This is a genomic window from Streptomyces sp. NBC_00637, from assembly GCF_045161545.1.
In the GTDB taxonomy this organism is placed as follows: Bacteria; Actinomycetota; Actinomycetes; order Streptomycetales; family Streptomycetaceae; genus Streptomyces.
The window spans coordinates 1,137,897-1,154,477 of sequence record NZ_CP109046.1; the positions used below are offsets into that span (position 1 = coordinate 1,137,897).

Below are 16,581 nucleotides of genomic sequence, written 5' to 3' on the forward strand. Positions count from 1 at the left end.
CTCCGTCCGATGCTGCAATGAAGTCCGAGGGCAGGGGGACGCTGGACGTCGTGACCTTTCAGGGGTGAAGCCGTGAGCGATGAATTCGTCGAAATGGGACCGATCGACTACGTCGTCGTGGAGTTTCCCGGGAACCGCATGACCGGTGAGGGCTTTCCGCTGCTGGTCGATCTGGTGGACCGCGGCCTCATCCGGATCCTCGATCTGCTGTTCGTCCGCAAGGACGAGGACGGATCCGTGGTCGGCATGGAGATCGCCGACCTCACCGGCGACGGAGCGCTGGACCTGGCCGTGTTCGAGGGCGCGTCCTCCGGCCTGCTGGGCCAGGACGACATCGAGGAGGCCGGTGGGGCGCTGGGCGCCGGGAACTCCGCGGCGATCCTGGTCTACGAGAACCTGTGGGCGGCGCCCTTCGCCACGGCCCTGCGACGCGGCGGCGCGCAGCTGGTCGCCTCCGGGCGGATCCCGGTGCCGGCCCTGCTGGCCGCGCTGGACGAGACGGACGACGCTCGCCCGCCGAGCACGTAGTCCTCCGTCGCCGTGACGGAGGACCAGGTATTCCTCGGCCTCGGCCTGATCGTCGTCCTGGCCGTCGGCTCCCAGGTGCTGGCGAGCCGTCTGCGCGTCCCCGCGCTGATCGTTCTGCTGCCGGTGGGATTCACCGCGGGCGCGCTGACCGACGACGTCGACCCCGAACGGCTCCTGGGCAGCGCCTTCTCCCCACTGGTCTCGCTGGCCGTCGCGGTGATCCTCTACGACGCCGGACTCGGCCTGGACCTGCGGAATTTCCGGGCCCACACCCGGCGGGTCGTGGTGCGGCTGATCTGGTTCGGCGCGCTGGTCACCGGTGCCTCGGCGGCGCTGGTGGCCATGCCGTTCCTCGGGATGTCGTGGGGCGCGGCGGTGATGCTCGGAGCGATCCTCGTCGTGTCCGGGCCGACGGTCGTCGGCCCGCTGCTCGCCTTCGTCCGTCCCACCGAGCGACTGCGGCGGATCCTCGTCTGGGAGGGGTCGCTGATCGATCCCGTGGGCGGCATCCTGGGCGCGCTGGTCTTCCACGCCGTCACGGCCGGCGGGCCCGGCGGCTTCGGCAGCCGGGTCGTCCCGTTCGCCGTCAGCACGGCGGTGGGGGTGGCGGGGGGCGTCGTCGGCGCGGCCGTCCTGACGGTGGCGCTGCGCGGGCTCCCCCTCGGCGAGGTGCTCGCGACCACGGTGCAGCTGGCAGCGGTGGTCGGCGTGGCGGCGGCCTGTGACATCGTCCGGGACGACACGGGGCTCATCGCCGCCGTCCTGATGGGGCTGGCGGTGGCGAACCTGTCCGGCACCGGCGTCACCGCCCGCAGGCCGTTCTTCGAGACCCTCGTGGAACTGGTCATCGGACTGCTGTTCATCTCCATCTCGGCCACGGTCAGCCCCCGGTCCCTACGGCATGTGGTGCTGCCGACGCTGGGGCTCGTGGTGGTCCTGGTTCTCGTGGTCCGCCCCCTGGTCGCGGCGGTGTCGGCGTGGAGAACCGATCTGACGGCCGGGGAGCGGGGCTTCCTCGGGTGGATGGCGCCCCGCGGAATCGTTGCCGCGGCCACCGCCTCGACGTTCTCGGCGACCCTGGTCGACCGGGGTGTCGGCGGCGCCGCGAAGATCCTGCCGGCCACGTTCGTGGTGATCGTCGCCACCGTCACCCTGTACGGGCTGAGCGCGGCGCCGGTGGCCGGGCGACTGGGCGTGGTGCGCCCGGCGCGTTCCCGGCCGTTGCTCGTGGGCGGCGACCCCTGGGTGGTCGATCTGGGACGGGCCCTGCGGTCGGCCGGGCTGGACGTGGTGATGTGGGCGGGGCGCGAGGCGGAGCGGGACGGCATCAGGGCCGCCGGGATCGAGCTCGCCCCCGGGGAGCTGTTCGCGGCGGCCACCGGCGAGGGCGCGGAATTGGAGGGCCTCACCGGGGTCCTGCTCCTCACCGGCGAGGACGACTTCAACGCGTTGGCCGCCACGCGTCTCGAGGGCGCCGTCGAGGGCGGCGTCCACCGGCTGCGGCCGGCCGCGGACAGTCAGGGCGTCGTCACGCCCTACGGGGGCGGCGAGGTGCTCTTCGATCCGGACCTGACCGGGCCCGAACTGGCACGTCGTCACGCCCGTGGCGCCCGGGTCGTGACGCGTCGCCTCGACGGCACCCTTCCGGCCGGTGACCGGCTGCTGTTCCTGGTGCGGGGCGACGGCCGGCTGCTGCCCGCCACCCCTACCGGCGGCCCCACACCGCGGCCGGGAGACGTCGCCGTACTCCTGAGCGGCTGACCGTCACCGGCCCGTGGCTCGCCCGAAGGAGTCGAGGGCGGTCCGCACCCGGGCCACAGCGGCCGGCGGACCGGCTGTGGCGTCCAGGGTCAGACCCGGCTCGTCGGGTTCCAGCGGCTCCAGCGTCGCGAACTGCGAGTCGACCAGCCGGGCGGGCATGAAGTGCCCGGCGCGCCGGGACACACGGTCCCGTGCGGTCTCCCGGTCCAGGGCGAGGCACAGGCACCAGAGCCGTCCGTCCGCGACCGCCCGGAGCTCGTCGCGGTAGGCCCGCTTGAGCGCCGAGCAGGCGACGACCAGCCCCTCCCCGGCCTCGGCGGAGAGCCGGACGCGGTCGGCGAGGGCACGCAGCCAGGGCTCGCGGTCGGCGTCGCTCAGGGCGTGGCCGGCGGTCATCTTGGCGATGTTGGCGGCGCTGTGGAAGCCGTCGCCCTCGACGAAGGTCACTCCGAGCCGCTCGGCGACCGCCCTGCCGACGGTGCTCTTCCCGGAACCGGACACGCCGAAGACCAGCACGATCGGCGCCCCCGGCCGGGCCTCGCGCCCCGGCTCACCGCGCCCCGGACCCCCGCGTCCCGGCTCCCCGCCGCCGGTCACGGGCGCTCCGACGCGGGGCGAACCGCCGCGGAGTTGTCGCTCGTGCTCGTCACATGGTCCTCGGGGGCTCGTCCGGATGGGGGCCCGGGGGCACCGGGAGGGCGGCTCGGTGGCGCGTCTCCCGTCGGCCACCCGGGGTGCCTGTCCGCGCCGCACGGCTCGGTACCCGCGGGCAGGACCCGCTGGTCGGACGGCCGCACCGACCGGCCCGCGCGCACAGTCGGCGCGCGCGGGCCGGTCGGTGCGGACCGTCGGTGCGGGCTAGTCGGTGCGGGATTCGCGGCCGGTTCCGATGCACAGCGCCCAGATGACGAAGGCGTCCACGGCGATCAGCACGATGGCCCAGACGGGCTGGTACGGCAGCCACATGAAATTGGCGAGCATCGACAGGCCGGCCACGGCGACACCGACGACGCGCGCCCACACCGCGCCACGGAACAGGGCGACACCCGCGAGCGCGACCAGGACGCCGAGCACGAGGTGGATCCAGCCCCAGCTCGTCAGGTTGAAGTTGTAGGCGTAGTTGCGGGTGACGACGAAGACGTCGTCCTCGGCGATGGCGGCGATTCCCTGGAAGATCGCCATCAGTCCGCCGAAGATCATCATGACCCCGGCGAAGCCGGTCCAGCCGGACACCCATGCCCCGCCGCCGCTCGCCGTCCTGTGTCCGTGGTGCATTCCGGTCGCGGTCATCTCAGGCTCCTCCCACACATCTCGCCACTGGCAGGTGGCCGTTCGGTCGCCCGTTCATCAGCTTGCCACGAGATCCACCACCCGGCAGAACGCCGGTATTCGCGCAGTTCAGCGCCCCAGCCGACGTGCGAGGGCCACCCAGCGGTGGTCCAATGGGGGTGTCCGGTGCGCCGACCGTCGCGCGCCGGTCACCAGAGACCGTCCCCTCCTCCGCAGGTCTCCGGCGAGAAAGGAAACCGCCGTGCCAGGTCTCCTCCGCGGGGTCGCCCGTACAGCCGTAGTGGCCGGTACCGCGACCGCCGTGTCGAACCGCGTGTCACGCCGCCAGCAAGGGCGCTGGGCCCAGCAGGACTATCAGCAGGCCGCGCCCCCGCCGGCGGCGCCCGCCGCTCCCCCGCCCGCCCCGCCGGCCGACATGAGCAGCAAGATCGACCAGCTGAAGCAACTCGGGGAGCTCAAGGCCCAGGGCGTCCTCACCGAGGCGGAGTTCGAGGACCAGAAGCGCAGGATCCTCGAGTCCTGAAACGAGACACCCGCAAAAGATCAGGGGCCGCCGCAGATCGCTCTGCGACGGCCCCTGTTCCGCGACTTCGAAAAGTCGGGACGACAGGATTTGAACCTGCGACCCCTTGACCCCCAGTCAAGTGCGCTACCAAGCTGCGCCACGTCCCGAGGCGTTGCCGCGGCGGTGAGCTGCGGGAACGCGCAGGGAGAGCCTACCGTACGGGGGTGGGCGCGGCGGTCGGCGTCTGGTGGGCGACCGGCTCCGGCAGGCGGCTCGCGCGGCGGACCGGGACGAGCAGGGCGGCGAGGGCGGCGCCCAGGCAGAGCACCGCGAGCAGGGTGAACCCGTGGGTGTAGCCGGAGCCGTAGGGCAGACCCGACGGCTGGAGGCGGCCGGTGACCAGCACGCTGGTGACGGCGGCTCCGATGGACCCGCCGATGGTGCGGATGTTGGCGTTCATACCGGTGGCGGCGCCGGTCTGCCCGGCGGGCACGCTGGCGACGATCAGGTTGGCCATCGAGGCGAAGGCCAGGCCGATACCGAGGCCGAACACGCCTGCCACGAAGGCGACCTGCCACTGCTCGTCGTGCCAGAGGGCGAGGAAGCCCAGGGCGAACGCACCGAGTGCGGCGCCGGTGGTGAGCAGCGCCTTGGCACCCACGCGGGGCTCGAGACGGCCGCTGAGCACACCGGAGACGAACATCGCGAGCAGCATCGGCAGCATGAGGAGGCCGGAGGCGGTGACGCTCGCGCCGAAGCCGTAGCCGGCCACGCTCGGGGTCTGGACGAAGCCGGGCAGGAAGGACCAGATCGCGTACATGCCCGCGCCGAACAGCAGGGCCGCGAGGTTGGTGGTCCACACGGCCGGCAGCCGCATGATGCGCAGGTCGATCAGCGGGCTGCGGGAGCGCGCCTCGGTGAACAGCCAGAGCGCGAACAGCGCCACGGCGACGGCGAACAGGCCGATCACCCGGGCGGAGCCCCAGCCCCAGTTGCCCGCCTGGCTGAGCGGCAGCAGCAGGGCGACGAGCCAGCCCGACAGCAGTACGGCGCCCAGCCAACTGACCTTCCCCTGCGCCCGGTCGGGCGACTCGGGCACGTATCGCAGGGCGATCAGCGTGGCCGCCGCGACGATGCCGACGGGGATCCAGAACAGCCAGCGGTAGTCGAGTGCGGAGACGATCGGTCCGGCCGCGACCATGCCGACGCCACCGCCGGCGGCGATGACGGCGGACAGGTTGCTGATGGTGCCGGGCACGCGGGAGGGGGCGAACTCGTCCCTGATGATGCCGAAGGAGAGCGGGAACAGGGCGCCGCCGATGCCCTGGACGACCCGGGCGAGGATCAGCACGCCGATGTTCGGCGCGAGGGCGGCGAGCAGGCAGCCGGCCAGGACGGCGAGCAGAACCCCGACCAGGGTGCGCTTCTTGCCGATCAGGTCGCCGACCCGGCCGAGGATCGGCGTGAAGACGGACGCGGACAGCAGATACGCGGTCATCACCCAGGTCGCGGTGGACTGCGAGGTGTGCAGCGCGTGCTGCACGGTCGGCAGGGCCGGCGCTATGAGCGATTGGAGCATGGAGAACACGCCGGCACCGGTCGCGAGGACCGCGAAGGTGAGGCGGGTGGACTTGCGGGGCATGACAAGCCTCTCGGAAGGATCCGGAAAGAGGAGAAGAGACCTCGGACTGCTAAAGTGGAGGCACCCCTCCACTGTAACGGAGGCACCCCTCCGTTTCAACCGAGTCCCGCCCAGGAGGCAGCAGTGCCGGCTCAGCAGTTCCCCGTCAGCGAGATCGTCGCGGCCCAGCGGCCGGTCCGTAAGGACGCGGCCCGCAACTACGACGCGCTGCTCGCCGCCGCGCGCGAGGCGTTCGCCGAGCACGGCTCCGAGGCGTCCCTGGAGGACGTCGCCCGGCGCGCGGGCGTGGGCATCGGCACGCTGTACCGGAACTTCCCGACGCGCCGGGCACTGTTCGAGAGCGTGTACGCGGACGAGGTCAACGCGCTGTGCCGGTCGGCCGGGGAGTTGGCCGGCCTGAAGCCGTGGGAGGCGCTCACCGCCTGGCTGGAGCGGTTCACCGGCTACATGGTCACCAAGCGGGCGGTGCGCGAGGCACTGGAGGGCGAGTCGGAGATCTTCCAGGCCTGCCGCGACTCGATGTACGCGGCCGGGGGCCCGCTGTTCGAGCGGGCCCAGGAGGCGGGCGAGGCCCGCACGGACATGGACTTCGGTGATCTGCTGCGGCTGGTGGCCGGTGTCACCGCGACAGCGTTCGTGGACGACGCCCAGCGCGACCGCGTCCTGGCCATCGCGCTGGACGGGGTACGCGCCGGGCGTTGACCGGGCGGGTCAGGGGGCCAGCGGGTGCTCCGGGTCGAGCAGCTTCGCGATCCGCTCGGTGATCGTCTGCGAGTTGTTGCCGGCGGGTGCGTCTTCGCCCACCGTGGTGGAGACCGCGATGGACAGCCGCTTGTGCGGCTCGTACGCCATCACGGCCGCGTAGCCGAAGAAGGACGGGTTCTGCACCACCCAGCCGTTCACGACGACGACCCCGACGCCGAAGTGGAAGTCCTCGGTCATGGGCAGGCAGACCGTGGCGGGACAGGTGTCCGTGGGGTGCCCGAGACCGACCGTGCCCGGGTTCAGCTGGGTGCGGAAGGAACCCTTGGAGAGCAGTTCGCCCGAGCCGATCCCCTGTCCGGAGCGGGCCAGGTCGCAGATGTCCTGGGTCAGGACGGCGCCGGGCGCGGTGGTCCAGGAGGGGTTGAAGTACGTGGACTCCTCGTACGTGCCGCGCTCCTCGTCGTAGGCGTGCAGCACCGGCCGCGGGATGACCGCGGTGTCGTTGCTGCGGGTGTTGCGCAGGTCGAGGGGCTTCATGACGCGCTGCCGCAGCAGGTGGTCGAGCGGGGTGCCGGAGATCTTCTCCAGGGCGCGGCCGAGGAGCACGAAGTTGGCGTGCGAGTAGCTCCAGTTGGTGCCCGGCTCGTACCACAGGGGGTGGCTGAGGGAGATCCCGACGAGCTCCTTGGGGGTCCAGTGCTGCCAGGGGTCGGCGTAGAGCTTCTTCAGGAAGACCGGGTCGGTGACGTAGTCGTGCAGACCGGACGTCGAGTCGCCGAGCATGCGCAGGGTGATCTTGTCGCCGTGCGGCAGGTCGGGGAGCCAACGGGAGACCGGGTCGTCGAGCTTCGCCTTGTGCTCCTCGACGAGCTGGAGCAGCACGGTGCCCATGAAGGCGATGCCGACCGAACCGGTCCGGAAGTGCATGGCGGGCGTGGCGGGCACATCGGTCATGGACTCGCCGACCGCGCCGGTGACGAGTTCACGCCCGTCGATCGTGACCTTGACCAGGGCGGCCTTGAGATCGAGCTCCTTGCGTGCCTTGCGGACGAGGTCGAGGACCTCGCGGGCCTTGCCCTGGGGGTTCCGGGTGGCGGCGCAGGCCCGGTCGTGGCGACCGGGGGCGTCGGTGGTGGCCGCGACCGCCGTCTGGACGGTGGAGGCGAGGAGGGCGGCGGCGCACAGCAGCGCCGTACGGGTACGCGTCATACGCGCACTATGGGCTGATTGTCACACTGATCACGGGGGCAACACTCCGTACACCGTCACCCCGGACCCGTACGGCCCCGGCACGTCTTCGCGCGGCCCTCCGATCGGACGGTTCCTGCGGACCACCGTGCGGTGGCCCACCGCACCGGCACGGCCCGGCATGTGTGCGGGTTCGCCCGCGCGGCGACCGAGGCGGCCCGGCGCGCCTCCCCCCGCCCCCGGGGCACCTCGATCGTGCCGTCGCCGAACTCGTGGCGGGCCGGCTCTGCGGCGCCGACGCGGCGAAGGCCGAACTTCTCTGCACCGGGACGCAGGCCCGTGCCGTCGCCCGGTGTCTTCAACTCTTCGGCGGATACGGCTACATGCTGGAGTACCCGATCGCCCGGCTGTACGCGGACGCGCGCGGCACCCGCGTCCACGCCGGGACGGGCGAGGTCATGAAGGTGGTCGTCGCCAGGCCCCTGGGACCGTGAGACAGGGGACGGCGGGCCACCGGGACGCGGAGACAGAGAGGGCGATGGGGCATGGAGGACTTCTCCGGTCGGCCGGGGGTGGCGTTCGTCGCGGGCGGCACCGGCGGCATCGGCGCGGCGGTCGTGCGGACGCTCGCGGCACGCGGCAGCGCGGTGGTGTTCACCTACCGGGCCCGGCGTGAGGCGGCCGAGGCCCTGGCCGGCGAGAGCAGGGGAGTCGTGCCGCTCCCGCTGGACCTGACCGACGAGACGGCGACGGCCCGGGCGGTGACCGCGACCGCCGAGGAGTTCGGCGGCATCCACACGCTCGTGTACGCGGCCGGTCCGCATGTGCCGATGCGGCATCTGAGCCGGGTGACCCCGGGCGAGTACCGGGCCCAACTCGTCGCGGACGCGGGGGCGTTCTTCAATCTCGCACATCCGGCGCTGCCGGTGCTGCGCCGGAGCCGGGGCAGCATCGTCGCGGTCACCACCGTCGCCACCCGGCGTTTCCCGGTGCGCGACGGGCTGTCCTCGGGGGCGAAGGGCGCCGTCGAGGCGGTCGCCCGCGCCCTGGCCGCCGAGGAGGGGCGCTACGGGGTCCGGGTCAACTGCGTGGCGCCCGGGATGCTCACCGACGGCATCGCCGGCCGGCTGATCGCGTCGGGCGAACTGGACGACGCGGCGCTCGCCGTCACCCGGCGCAACATCCCGCTGCGCCGGTTCGGCGAGGCGACGGACATCGCGGAGGCGGTGTCCTTCCTCGCCTCGGACCGGGCCGGGTTCATCACGGGCCAGGCGCTGGGGGTGGACGGGGGCTACAGCGTGTGAAGCACCCGCCGCGAACGCGCCGGGCGTGGGGTGACCGGGCGATCGGGTGACCACGCAGTCAAGCCGGTCGACGACCTCCCGAGGACCGGCTCGACTCCGCGGTGATTGCAGTCTTGGCGGCGGGCCGACCCGCGTCAAGGCCCGTCTCACGGCACGACTCGCGCATCACCTTCCCCATAAACCTTTCCCGGTCACTCCAGGTCCGACCCACGGTATTTTCCCCGCCACCCGACCGGCGCCGGGAATGTGCGCGGCGATTCGGACAAGCGGTCCAGAGGAACCCATTTCCTGCGTTCCCTGATGTTTCTACGGTGTGAGTGGAGCGTGAACGAGGCCGGGCCCGAACGGAATTCATCCGATTTCCTACGCCCTGGCCCTCCGCCCATGTCTGACCGAATCATTGCGGCTGGATACCGGCCGATCGTTCGAACGTTGACCGGTGAGTAATAAGCGCACTACCTTTCAACGCGTTTCGAGCACGCGCTTTAGAACGGCGTTCCGCGGTGGATCTCTGCCCGCGGGAATCCGGTGAGCCGCCATTGCTGTCCCGAACCCCCCACCGTGCAGTCTCACCCTTGATTCGGAGAATCATGACGTCTGCTGTGCGTTCCGAGGACATGATCATCGGCATCACTCCTTTCGGCGAACCCGATGCCGGGCTCGCCCTGGCGATCGGCCGGGCCGGCGGGCTCGGCGTACTCGACCTGGGAGCCGGTGACCGAAGAACCCGCGAGGCACTGTCCCGCCTGCGCCGCGCCTCCCCCGGCGCGTTCGGGGTCCGGGTCGGCGCCCACTGCCGCCTCTCCCCCGCCGACCTGGAGCCCCACGGCCCGCACACGGTGGTCCTCACCCCGGAGGCCGCACACATCGCGGGGACGCCGGAGGCCGCGTACCTCGCGGGGGCCGAGATGCCCGCGGGGACCGACGAGGCACCGTGGGCGGTCACCGGCCTCTCGGCGCGCTACCGCGTGCTGGTCGAGGTCACCGACCTGGCGGGCGCGCTGGACGCGTCACGCGCCGGGGCGCACGGCCTGATCGCCCGCGGCGCCGAGTGCGGTGGCCGGATCGGCGAACTGAGCACCTTCGTCCTGCTCCAGCAGCTCCTCGCCGCCCCCGAGGTGACCTCGCCGGTGTGGGCGTGGGGCGGAATCGGCCCGCGCACGGCCGCCGCCGCCCTGGCCGGCGGTGCGGCGGGCGTGGTCCTGGACAGCCAGCTCGCGCTGCTCGCCGAGTCGGCGCTGCCCGAACACGCCGCCGCGACGCTGCGCGCCCTGGACGGCTCGGAGACCGTCGTCCTGGCCGGACACCGGGTCCTGCTGCGACGCGGCCCGGCCGCCCCGCAGCTCCCGCAGGGCGCGGAACCGCGGGCGGTGGCGGCGCTGCTGGGCGCGCGGGATCCCCACGGACAGCTGCTCCCGGTGGGCCAGGACGGCTTCCTCGCCGCGCGGTTCGCCGAGCGCTGGGGTGACGTCCGGCGCACGGTGCGAGCGCTGCGGGACGCGGTCCTGGACGCCGTACGCGACGACACGGCCGCAGGGGCGCTGCGGGCCGGATCGCCGATGAGCCGGGCACTCGGCACGCGGCTCCCCCTCGCCCAGGGGCCGATGACGAGGGTGAGCGACGGGCCCGCGTTCGCCGCCGCGGTGGCGGCCGACGGGGCACTGCCCTTCCTCGCGCTGGCGCTGGCGGACGGCGCGCGGACGCGGACGATGCTCGCCGAGACCCGGGACGCGGTGGGCGGCCGGCCCTGGGGCGTGGGTGTGCTCGGCTTCGCGCCGGAGGACGTGCGCGCCGCACAGCTGGAGGCCGTGCGGGAGCTGCGGCCGACGCACGCGATCATCGCGGGCGGCCGCCCTTCGCAGGCGCAGGCGCTGGAGCGGGACGGCATCCGGACCTTCCTGCACGTGCCGTCGCCGGGGCTGCTGCGGCAGTTCCTGGACGCCGGGGCGCGCCGGTTCGTGTTCGAGGGCTCGGAGTGCGGCGGACACGTCGGACCGCGCGCGAGCTTCCCGCTCTGGGAGGCCCAGCTGGCGGTCCTGGAGGACTGGTCGCACGACCACGGGGCCGAGGACGTCGAGGTGTTCTTCGCGGGCGGAGTCCACGACGAACGGTCCGCGGCGATGGTCGCCGCGCTCGCCGCGCCGCTGACCGCGCGCGGAGCGGCCGTCGGCCTGCTGATGGGCACCGCGTATCTGTTCACCGACGAGGCGGTGTCCCACGGCGCGATCCGGCCGCTCTTCCAGCGGCAGGTCATGGCCGCCGAGCGGACCACACTCCTGGAGTCTGCGCCGGGACACGCCACCCGCTGTGTGCCGAGTCCGTTCGCCGCCGGCTATCGCGACGAGGAGGCGCGGCTGCGGGCCGAGGGTGTGGGAGACCGGCAGATCTGGGAGGCACTGGAGCGGCTCAACGTCGGCCGGCTGCGCCTCGCGAGCAAGGGCGTGACCCGGGACGCCGACGGCGCCCTCGCCCCCGTCGACGAGCGGCGCCAGTTGACCGAGGGGATGTTCATGGCCGGGGAGGTGGCCGTGCTGCGCTCGGCGACCACCACGATCGCGGCGCTGCACGAGGCGGTGACGACCGGCGCGATCGAGCATCTCGGGCTGCGCCGGGCCGAGTTGGCGCCGGAGGGGACCGTCCGGGAGGCGGCCGTCCCGGCTCCGCTCGACATCGCCGTCGTCGGCATGGCGTGCATGTTCCCGCAGGCACCCGACCTGCCCGCGTTCTGGGCCAACGTGGTCGGGGGCGTGGACGCGGTCGGCGAGGTCCCGGCCGACCGCTGGGACCCGGCCGTCCACCACGGCGGCTCGACCCCGTCCAAGTGGGGCGGTTTCCTGCCCCGCATCCCCTTCGACCCCCTGCGCTACGGCATCCCGCCCACGTCGCTCGGCAGCGTCGAGCCGGTCCAGCTGCTGTCCCTGGAGGCGGCCCGGCGCGCCCTGGAGGACGCCGGATACGGCGAAGGGGAGCGGGAGTTCGACCGCTCCCGCACCTCGGTGGTGTTCGGCGCGGAGGCCGGCAGCGACCTGTCGAACGCGGCCACCCTGCGGGCGGTGCTGCCGTCCTACTACGGCAGCGTCCCGGCCGCCCTCGACGAGCAGCTGCCGCAGCTCACCGAGGACTCCTTCCCCGGCATGCTCGCCAACGTCATCTCGGGGCGGATCGCCAACCGGCTCGACCTGGGGGGCGCCAACTACACCGTCGACGCCGCCTGCGCCTCCTCGCTGGCCGCGGTGGACGTCGCGTGCAAGGAACTCGTCGGGGGCACCTCCGACGTGGTGCTCTGCGGCGGCGCCGACCTGCACAACGGCATCAACGACTATGTCCTCTTCTCCTCCGTGCACGCCCTGTCGCCGACCGGCCGCTCCCGCGCCTTCGACGACTCGGCGGACGGCATCGCGCTCGGCGAGGGCGTGGCCTGCGTCGTCCTCAAGCGGCTCGCGGACGCCGAGCGCGACGGCGACCGGATCTACGGCGTGATCAAGGGCCTCGGCTCCTCCAGCGACGGCCGCTCGCTCGGGCTCACCGCGCCCCGGCCGGAAGGGCAGCGCTCGGCCCTGGAACGCGCCTACCGCAACGCGGGCCTCTCCCCGGCCGACGTCGGACTCGTCGAGGCGCACGGCACCGGGACGGTGGTCGGCGACCGCACCGAACTGCGCATCCTCAGCGAGGTGTTCGCGGAGGCCGGGGCCGAACCGGGCGGCTGCGCGATCGGGTCGGTGAAGTCCCAGATCGGGCACACCAAGTGCGCGGCCGGACTCGCCGGCCTGATCAAGACCCTGCTGGCCCTGCACACCGGCGTCAGGCCGCCCACGCTGCACGTCGAGACCCCCAACGCCGCCTGGGACCGGGAGAGCAGCCCGTTCGCCTTCCACACCCGGGCCCGGCCCTGGGCGGCGCCCGCAGGGGAACGGGTCGCCGGGGTCAGCGCGTTCGGCTTCGGCGGCACCAACTTCCATGTGGTGCTGCGCGCCTACGCCGACGGCGTGCCGCCGGTGCGGGGCACGGACGCCTGGCCGGCCGAACTGTTCGTCTTCCGCGGCCGCGACGCCGCCGCGGCCGGCCGTGCGGTGGACGAACTCCTCAAGGCCGCACAGGCGCAGGGCCGGCCGTGGCGGCTGCGGGACCTGGCGCTCGGCGCCGCGCGGCGGTCGGACGCGAGCGGTGAACCGGCGCAGGTCGCGGTCGTGGCGACGGACGTGGACGACCTGGTCGGCAAGTTGCTGCGCCTGTCGGCCGATCCGGCCACGCACGACCCGGCGCGGGGGATCCACCGGGCCGGACCGGACGACCACCCCGGGGACGCCAAGGTCGCGTTCCTCTTCCCCGGTCAGGGCAGCCAGCGCCCCGGCATGCTCGCCGACCTGTTCGTCACCTTCCCCGAGCTGCGTCCGTATCTGGAGCTCGGACGCGCCCACGCCGACACCCTGTACCCGCCGGCCGCCTTCGACGACGCGGTCCGCGACCGTCAGCGGGCCGCGCTCACCGACACCCGGGTGGCCCAGCCGGCCCTCGGCGTCGCCGGGCTCGCCGCGCACGCCGTGCTCACCGCGGCCGGGGTACGGCCGGACATGGCCGCCGGGCACAGTTACGGCGAGCTGGTCGCCCTCTGCGCGGCCGGCGCGATCGGGCCCGAGACCCTCCTGGAGCTGAGCGCGGAACGGGCGACGGCGATCCTCGAAGCCGCCGGGGCCGCGGGACCGGCCGGATCAGCCGGACCGGGTGGACCGGGTGGATCCGATCCCGGGACCATGGCCGCCGTCGCGGCCGGTGCCGAGGAGGTGACACGGGTGCTCGCGGCGGCGCGGGCGCCGGACTCCGTGGTCGTCGCCAACCGCAACTCGCCCGAGCAGACGGTGATCTCCGGCCCCTCCGACGCGGTCGCCGAGACCGTACGCCTGCTGCGCGAGGCCGGTCTCGGTGCCAAGCGCATCCCCGTGGCCTGTGCCTTCCACAGCCCGCTGGTCGCCGGCGCCGCCGACCGGTTCGCCGAGGCGCTCGCGGCCCGGCCGGTGCACGCGCCCGAGTTCCCCGTGTGGTCCAACCGCACGGCGGCGCCCTATCCTGCCGACCCGGACGCCGTACGGGACGGACTCGCCGCCCAGATCGGGGCCCCGGTCGCCTTCGCCGAGCAGATCGAGGCGATGTACGCGGCGGGCGCGCGGGTCTTCGTCGAAGCCGGTCCCGGATCGGTGCTGACCCGGCTGGTCGGACAGATCCTAGGCGACCGTCCGCACCGCGCGGTGGCCTGCGAGCCCCGCCCCGACGGCGGTCTGCCCGACTGGCTCGACGCCCTGGCGCGGCTCGCCGTCGCGGGCCTGCCGGTACGCGCCGGGTGGCTGCTGCGCGGCCGGGACGCGGTCGACGCGGTGCGCACACCCGTACCGAAGCGGCCCGGCTGGACGGTCGACGGACAACTCGTCCGCACCGCCGCCGGCGCCCTCCTTCCCGGTGCGCTCGCACCGGCCCGACGCGTCGTGGAACCCCTCGAGAGGACTGTGGCCCCTGTGACGACGAACCCCCCGCACGGCGCCGCGTCCGACCGGGACGCGCTCGTCTCCGAATTCCTGCGCACCAGCCGGGAGATGATCGCCGCCCAACGGGACGTCCTGCTCACCTACTTCGGGGCCACCGCGGGCGCACCGCCCGTACCGGCGGCGCAGGTGATCCAGGCAGGTCCGCAACTCCCGTCGGAGCGCCCGACGGTGGCCGCCCCGGCGACGGAACCGGTCCAGGACCCGGGCGGGCCCCGGGACGCCGGTCCCGCCGACGTCCAGCAGGTCGTCCTGGAGATCATCAGCGAGCGGACCGGCTACCCCGTCGACATGATCGAGCCCGACCTCGACCTCGAGGCGGATCTCAGCATCGACTCCATCAAACGGGCCGAGATCGCGGGCGAGCTGGCCAGACGCCTCGGCGCGGGGGCCGGTGCGGACCTCGCCTCGATGGACGACGACGAGCTGGAGGAACTGGCGAAGGCGCGCACGGCCGCCGCGGTGACCGCCTGGCTGACCGCGCGGCTGGGCAGTCCGGCCGCCCCGGCGGCAGCCGCCGAGCCCGCCGCTGCGGCGGCCGCGGAGCCCGGCACGGCAGCGAAAGCCACGGAGCCCGGCACGCCCGAGCAGGTCACGCGGGAGGTGACCGGGGAGCCGCCCAGGCGGCACGTGCTGCGGCCGGTCCTGCTCGACACCGGCGCCGGCACCCACCCCGGCGCCGACGCCGCCCCGTCCGCCACGCTCTCCGGCACCCGCTGGGCCCTGCTCGGGGAGGCGCCCGAGGTGGCGGCCCGCCTGGAGTCCCACGGCGCCGAGACCGTCATGAGAGCCCGGGACCACGTCCTGACCGAGGCCGACGGGCCGGTGGACGGCGTGCTCTACCTCGGCGCCCTCGACGGCGCCGACGACAGCCCCGTCCTGCCCGACGCGTTTCCCGTCCTGAAGGCGGCCCTGGCGCGCGACCCCCGCTGGCTGCTGGCCCTGCGGGCCGACGGCACGACACCCGACCCCCGGACCGCCGGGCTGCGCGGCCTGTTCCGGACGGTGGCGCGCGAGTACCCGGAGCTGGTCGCCCGGGTCGTCGACCTGTCCGACGGCTCGCCGTCCGCCGTCGCGGACGCCGTGGTCGCGGAGGCCGTCGCGCCGGACCGTACCCCGGTCGTGTGGCGGACGGCGGCCGGCCGGCACGGTTTCGAACTGGTGGAGGCGCCGCTCGGCGCACTCGGCAGCACGGGCGCCGGACCGGCCGGGGACGGGGCCGCCGAGGCGGCGGCGCTCGGGCTGGACCGGGACTCGGTGGTCCTGCTCGCGGGCGGGGCGCGGGGCATCACGGCGCAGTTCGCCGCCGCGCTCGCCGGTGCCGCCCGCTGCCGCCTGGAGCTGCTCGGCAGGACCCCCGCGCCGGACGGTCCCGAGGACGCGGACACCGCGGCCGCCCGCACGCCGGCCGCACTGCGGGCCGCGCTGGCCGCGCGCGGCGGCATGAAGCCGGCCGAGATCAACCGCGCCACCGAACTCCTGCTGGCCCAGCGGGAGATCACCGCCACCCTCGCCGAACTGACGGCGCTCGGCGGCCGGGCCCGCTACCGTTCCGTCGACTTCCGCGAACCCGGGGCGGTACTCCAGGCGGTGAAGGAGATCCACGCCGAGCACGGCCGGCTGGACGGTGTGGTGCACGCGGCCGGGGTGATCGACGACCGGCTCGTCGCGGAGAAGACCGCCGAGTCCTTCCAGCGCGTGTACGGCACCAAGGCGACCGGCGCCGACGCGCTGCTCACCGCGCTGGAGGAACTCCCCGCCGCACCCGCGTTCACCGTGCTGTTCGGCTCTCTCTCGGCCGTCCTGGGCAACCGGGGCCAGGTGGACTACGCGGCCGCCAACGACGCGCTGGAGACCCTCGGCGCGGCCTTCGCCGCCCGTACCGGGCATCGCGCGCTGACCGTGCACTGGGGGCCCTGGGCACCCTCGGCCGGGCACGCCGGCATGGTGGGTGTGGAACTGGCCCGGGAGTACGCCCGGCGCGGCATCCGGCTGATCGATCCCGAGGAGGGAACCGCGGCGCTGCTGCGGGAGCTTGCCTGGGGCGAGGAGTCCGCGACGGCCGTCGTCCACACCGCGTCGGGCTGGTGACGGCGGCCGTGACGGCACGTCACACGCCGGTCG

The 16,581-nt window shown here is 74.0% G+C and carries 11 protein-coding genes and 1 tRNA gene; 7 read left to right on the top strand and 5 right to left on the bottom strand.

All coding sequences use genetic code 11. The annotated features are described in order from the left end of the window. Positions 1–93: 93 nt before the first annotated feature. Complete coding sequence (locus OG440_RS04895) at positions 94–528, top strand: DUF6325 family protein (RefSeq protein WP_406011254.1); 435 nt, start codon at positions 94–96, stop codon at positions 526–528. Between the two features lie 12 nt (positions 529–540). Then, positions 541–2,289, top strand: coding sequence for a cation:proton antiporter (locus tag OG440_RS04900; protein ID WP_406005587.1), 1,749 nt, complete (start codon positions 541–543; stop codon positions 2,287–2,289). A 3-nt stretch (positions 2,290–2,292) separates the two neighbouring features. Here the strand turns inward: OG440_RS04900 and OG440_RS04905 are convergent, their stop codons facing one another. Together OG440_RS04905 and OG440_RS04910 are read right to left on the bottom strand one after the other, a co-directional pair. Continuing rightward, positions 2,293–2,886 (bottom strand): gluconokinase, encoded by a 594-nt coding sequence (locus tag OG440_RS04905; protein WP_406005588.1) that lies wholly within the window; start codon positions 2,884–2,886, stop codon positions 2,293–2,295. Between the two features lie 261 nt (positions 2,887–3,147). Next, positions 3,148–3,579: a hypothetical protein gene (locus tag OG440_RS04910; protein ID WP_406005589.1), complete on the bottom strand. Its 432-nt coding sequence runs from the start codon at positions 3,577–3,579 to the stop codon at positions 3,148–3,150. A 241-nt stretch (positions 3,580–3,820) separates the two neighbouring features. Here OG440_RS04910 and OG440_RS04915 point away from each other — a divergent pair, with 241 nt between their 5' ends. Then, positions 3,821–4,102, top strand: coding sequence for an SHOCT domain-containing protein (locus tag OG440_RS04915; RefSeq protein WP_406005590.1), 282 nt, complete (start codon positions 3,821–3,823; stop codon positions 4,100–4,102). A gap of 75 nt (positions 4,103–4,177) precedes the next feature. Here the strand turns inward: OG440_RS04915 and OG440_RS04920 are convergent. Then, positions 4,178–4,251 (bottom strand) — tRNA-Pro (locus OG440_RS04920). A 44-nt stretch (positions 4,252–4,295) separates the two neighbouring features. Beyond that, on the bottom strand, positions 4,296–5,726 hold the full coding sequence (locus tag OG440_RS04925; protein WP_406005591.1) for an MFS transporter: 1,431 nt from the start codon (positions 5,724–5,726) through the stop codon (positions 4,296–4,298). A 123-nt stretch (positions 5,727–5,849) separates the two neighbouring features. On the opposite strand from OG440_RS04925, the gene OG440_RS04930 reads away from it, so the two are divergent. Further along, complete coding sequence (locus OG440_RS04930; protein WP_406005592.1) at positions 5,850–6,428, top strand: TetR/AcrR family transcriptional regulator; 579 nt, start codon at positions 5,850–5,852, stop codon at positions 6,426–6,428. 9 nt (positions 6,429–6,437) lie between these two features. Here the strand turns inward: OG440_RS04930 and OG440_RS04935 are convergent, their stop codons facing one another. Next, positions 6,438–7,640, bottom strand: a complete 1,203-nt coding sequence (locus tag OG440_RS04935) for a serine hydrolase domain-containing protein (RefSeq protein ID WP_406005593.1) — start codon at positions 7,638–7,640, stop codon at positions 6,438–6,440. 164 nt (positions 7,641–7,804) lie between these two features. Between OG440_RS04935 and OG440_RS04940 the strand changes: the two genes are divergently transcribed. The 3 genes from OG440_RS04940 to OG440_RS04950 all read left to right on the top strand — a co-directional run bounded on the left by OG440_RS04940 (position 7,805) and on the right by OG440_RS04950 (position 16,548). After that, the gene (locus tag OG440_RS04940; RefSeq protein ID WP_406005594.1) at positions 7,805–8,113 is read left to right on the top strand and encodes an acyl-CoA dehydrogenase family protein; all 309 of its coding nucleotides are present in this window, start codon (positions 7,805–7,807) and stop codon (positions 8,111–8,113) included. A 51-nt stretch (positions 8,114–8,164) separates the two neighbouring features. Continuing rightward, positions 8,165–8,923: an SDR family NAD(P)-dependent oxidoreductase gene (locus tag OG440_RS04945; RefSeq protein ID WP_406005595.1), complete on the top strand. Its 759-nt coding sequence runs from the start codon at positions 8,165–8,167 to the stop codon at positions 8,921–8,923. Between the two features lie 590 nt (positions 8,924–9,513). Further along, positions 9,514–16,548 (top strand): SDR family oxidoreductase, encoded by a 7,035-nt coding sequence (locus tag OG440_RS04950; RefSeq protein ID WP_406005596.1) that lies wholly within the window; start codon positions 9,514–9,516, stop codon positions 16,546–16,548. Positions 16,549–16,581: the final 33 nt, after the last annotated feature.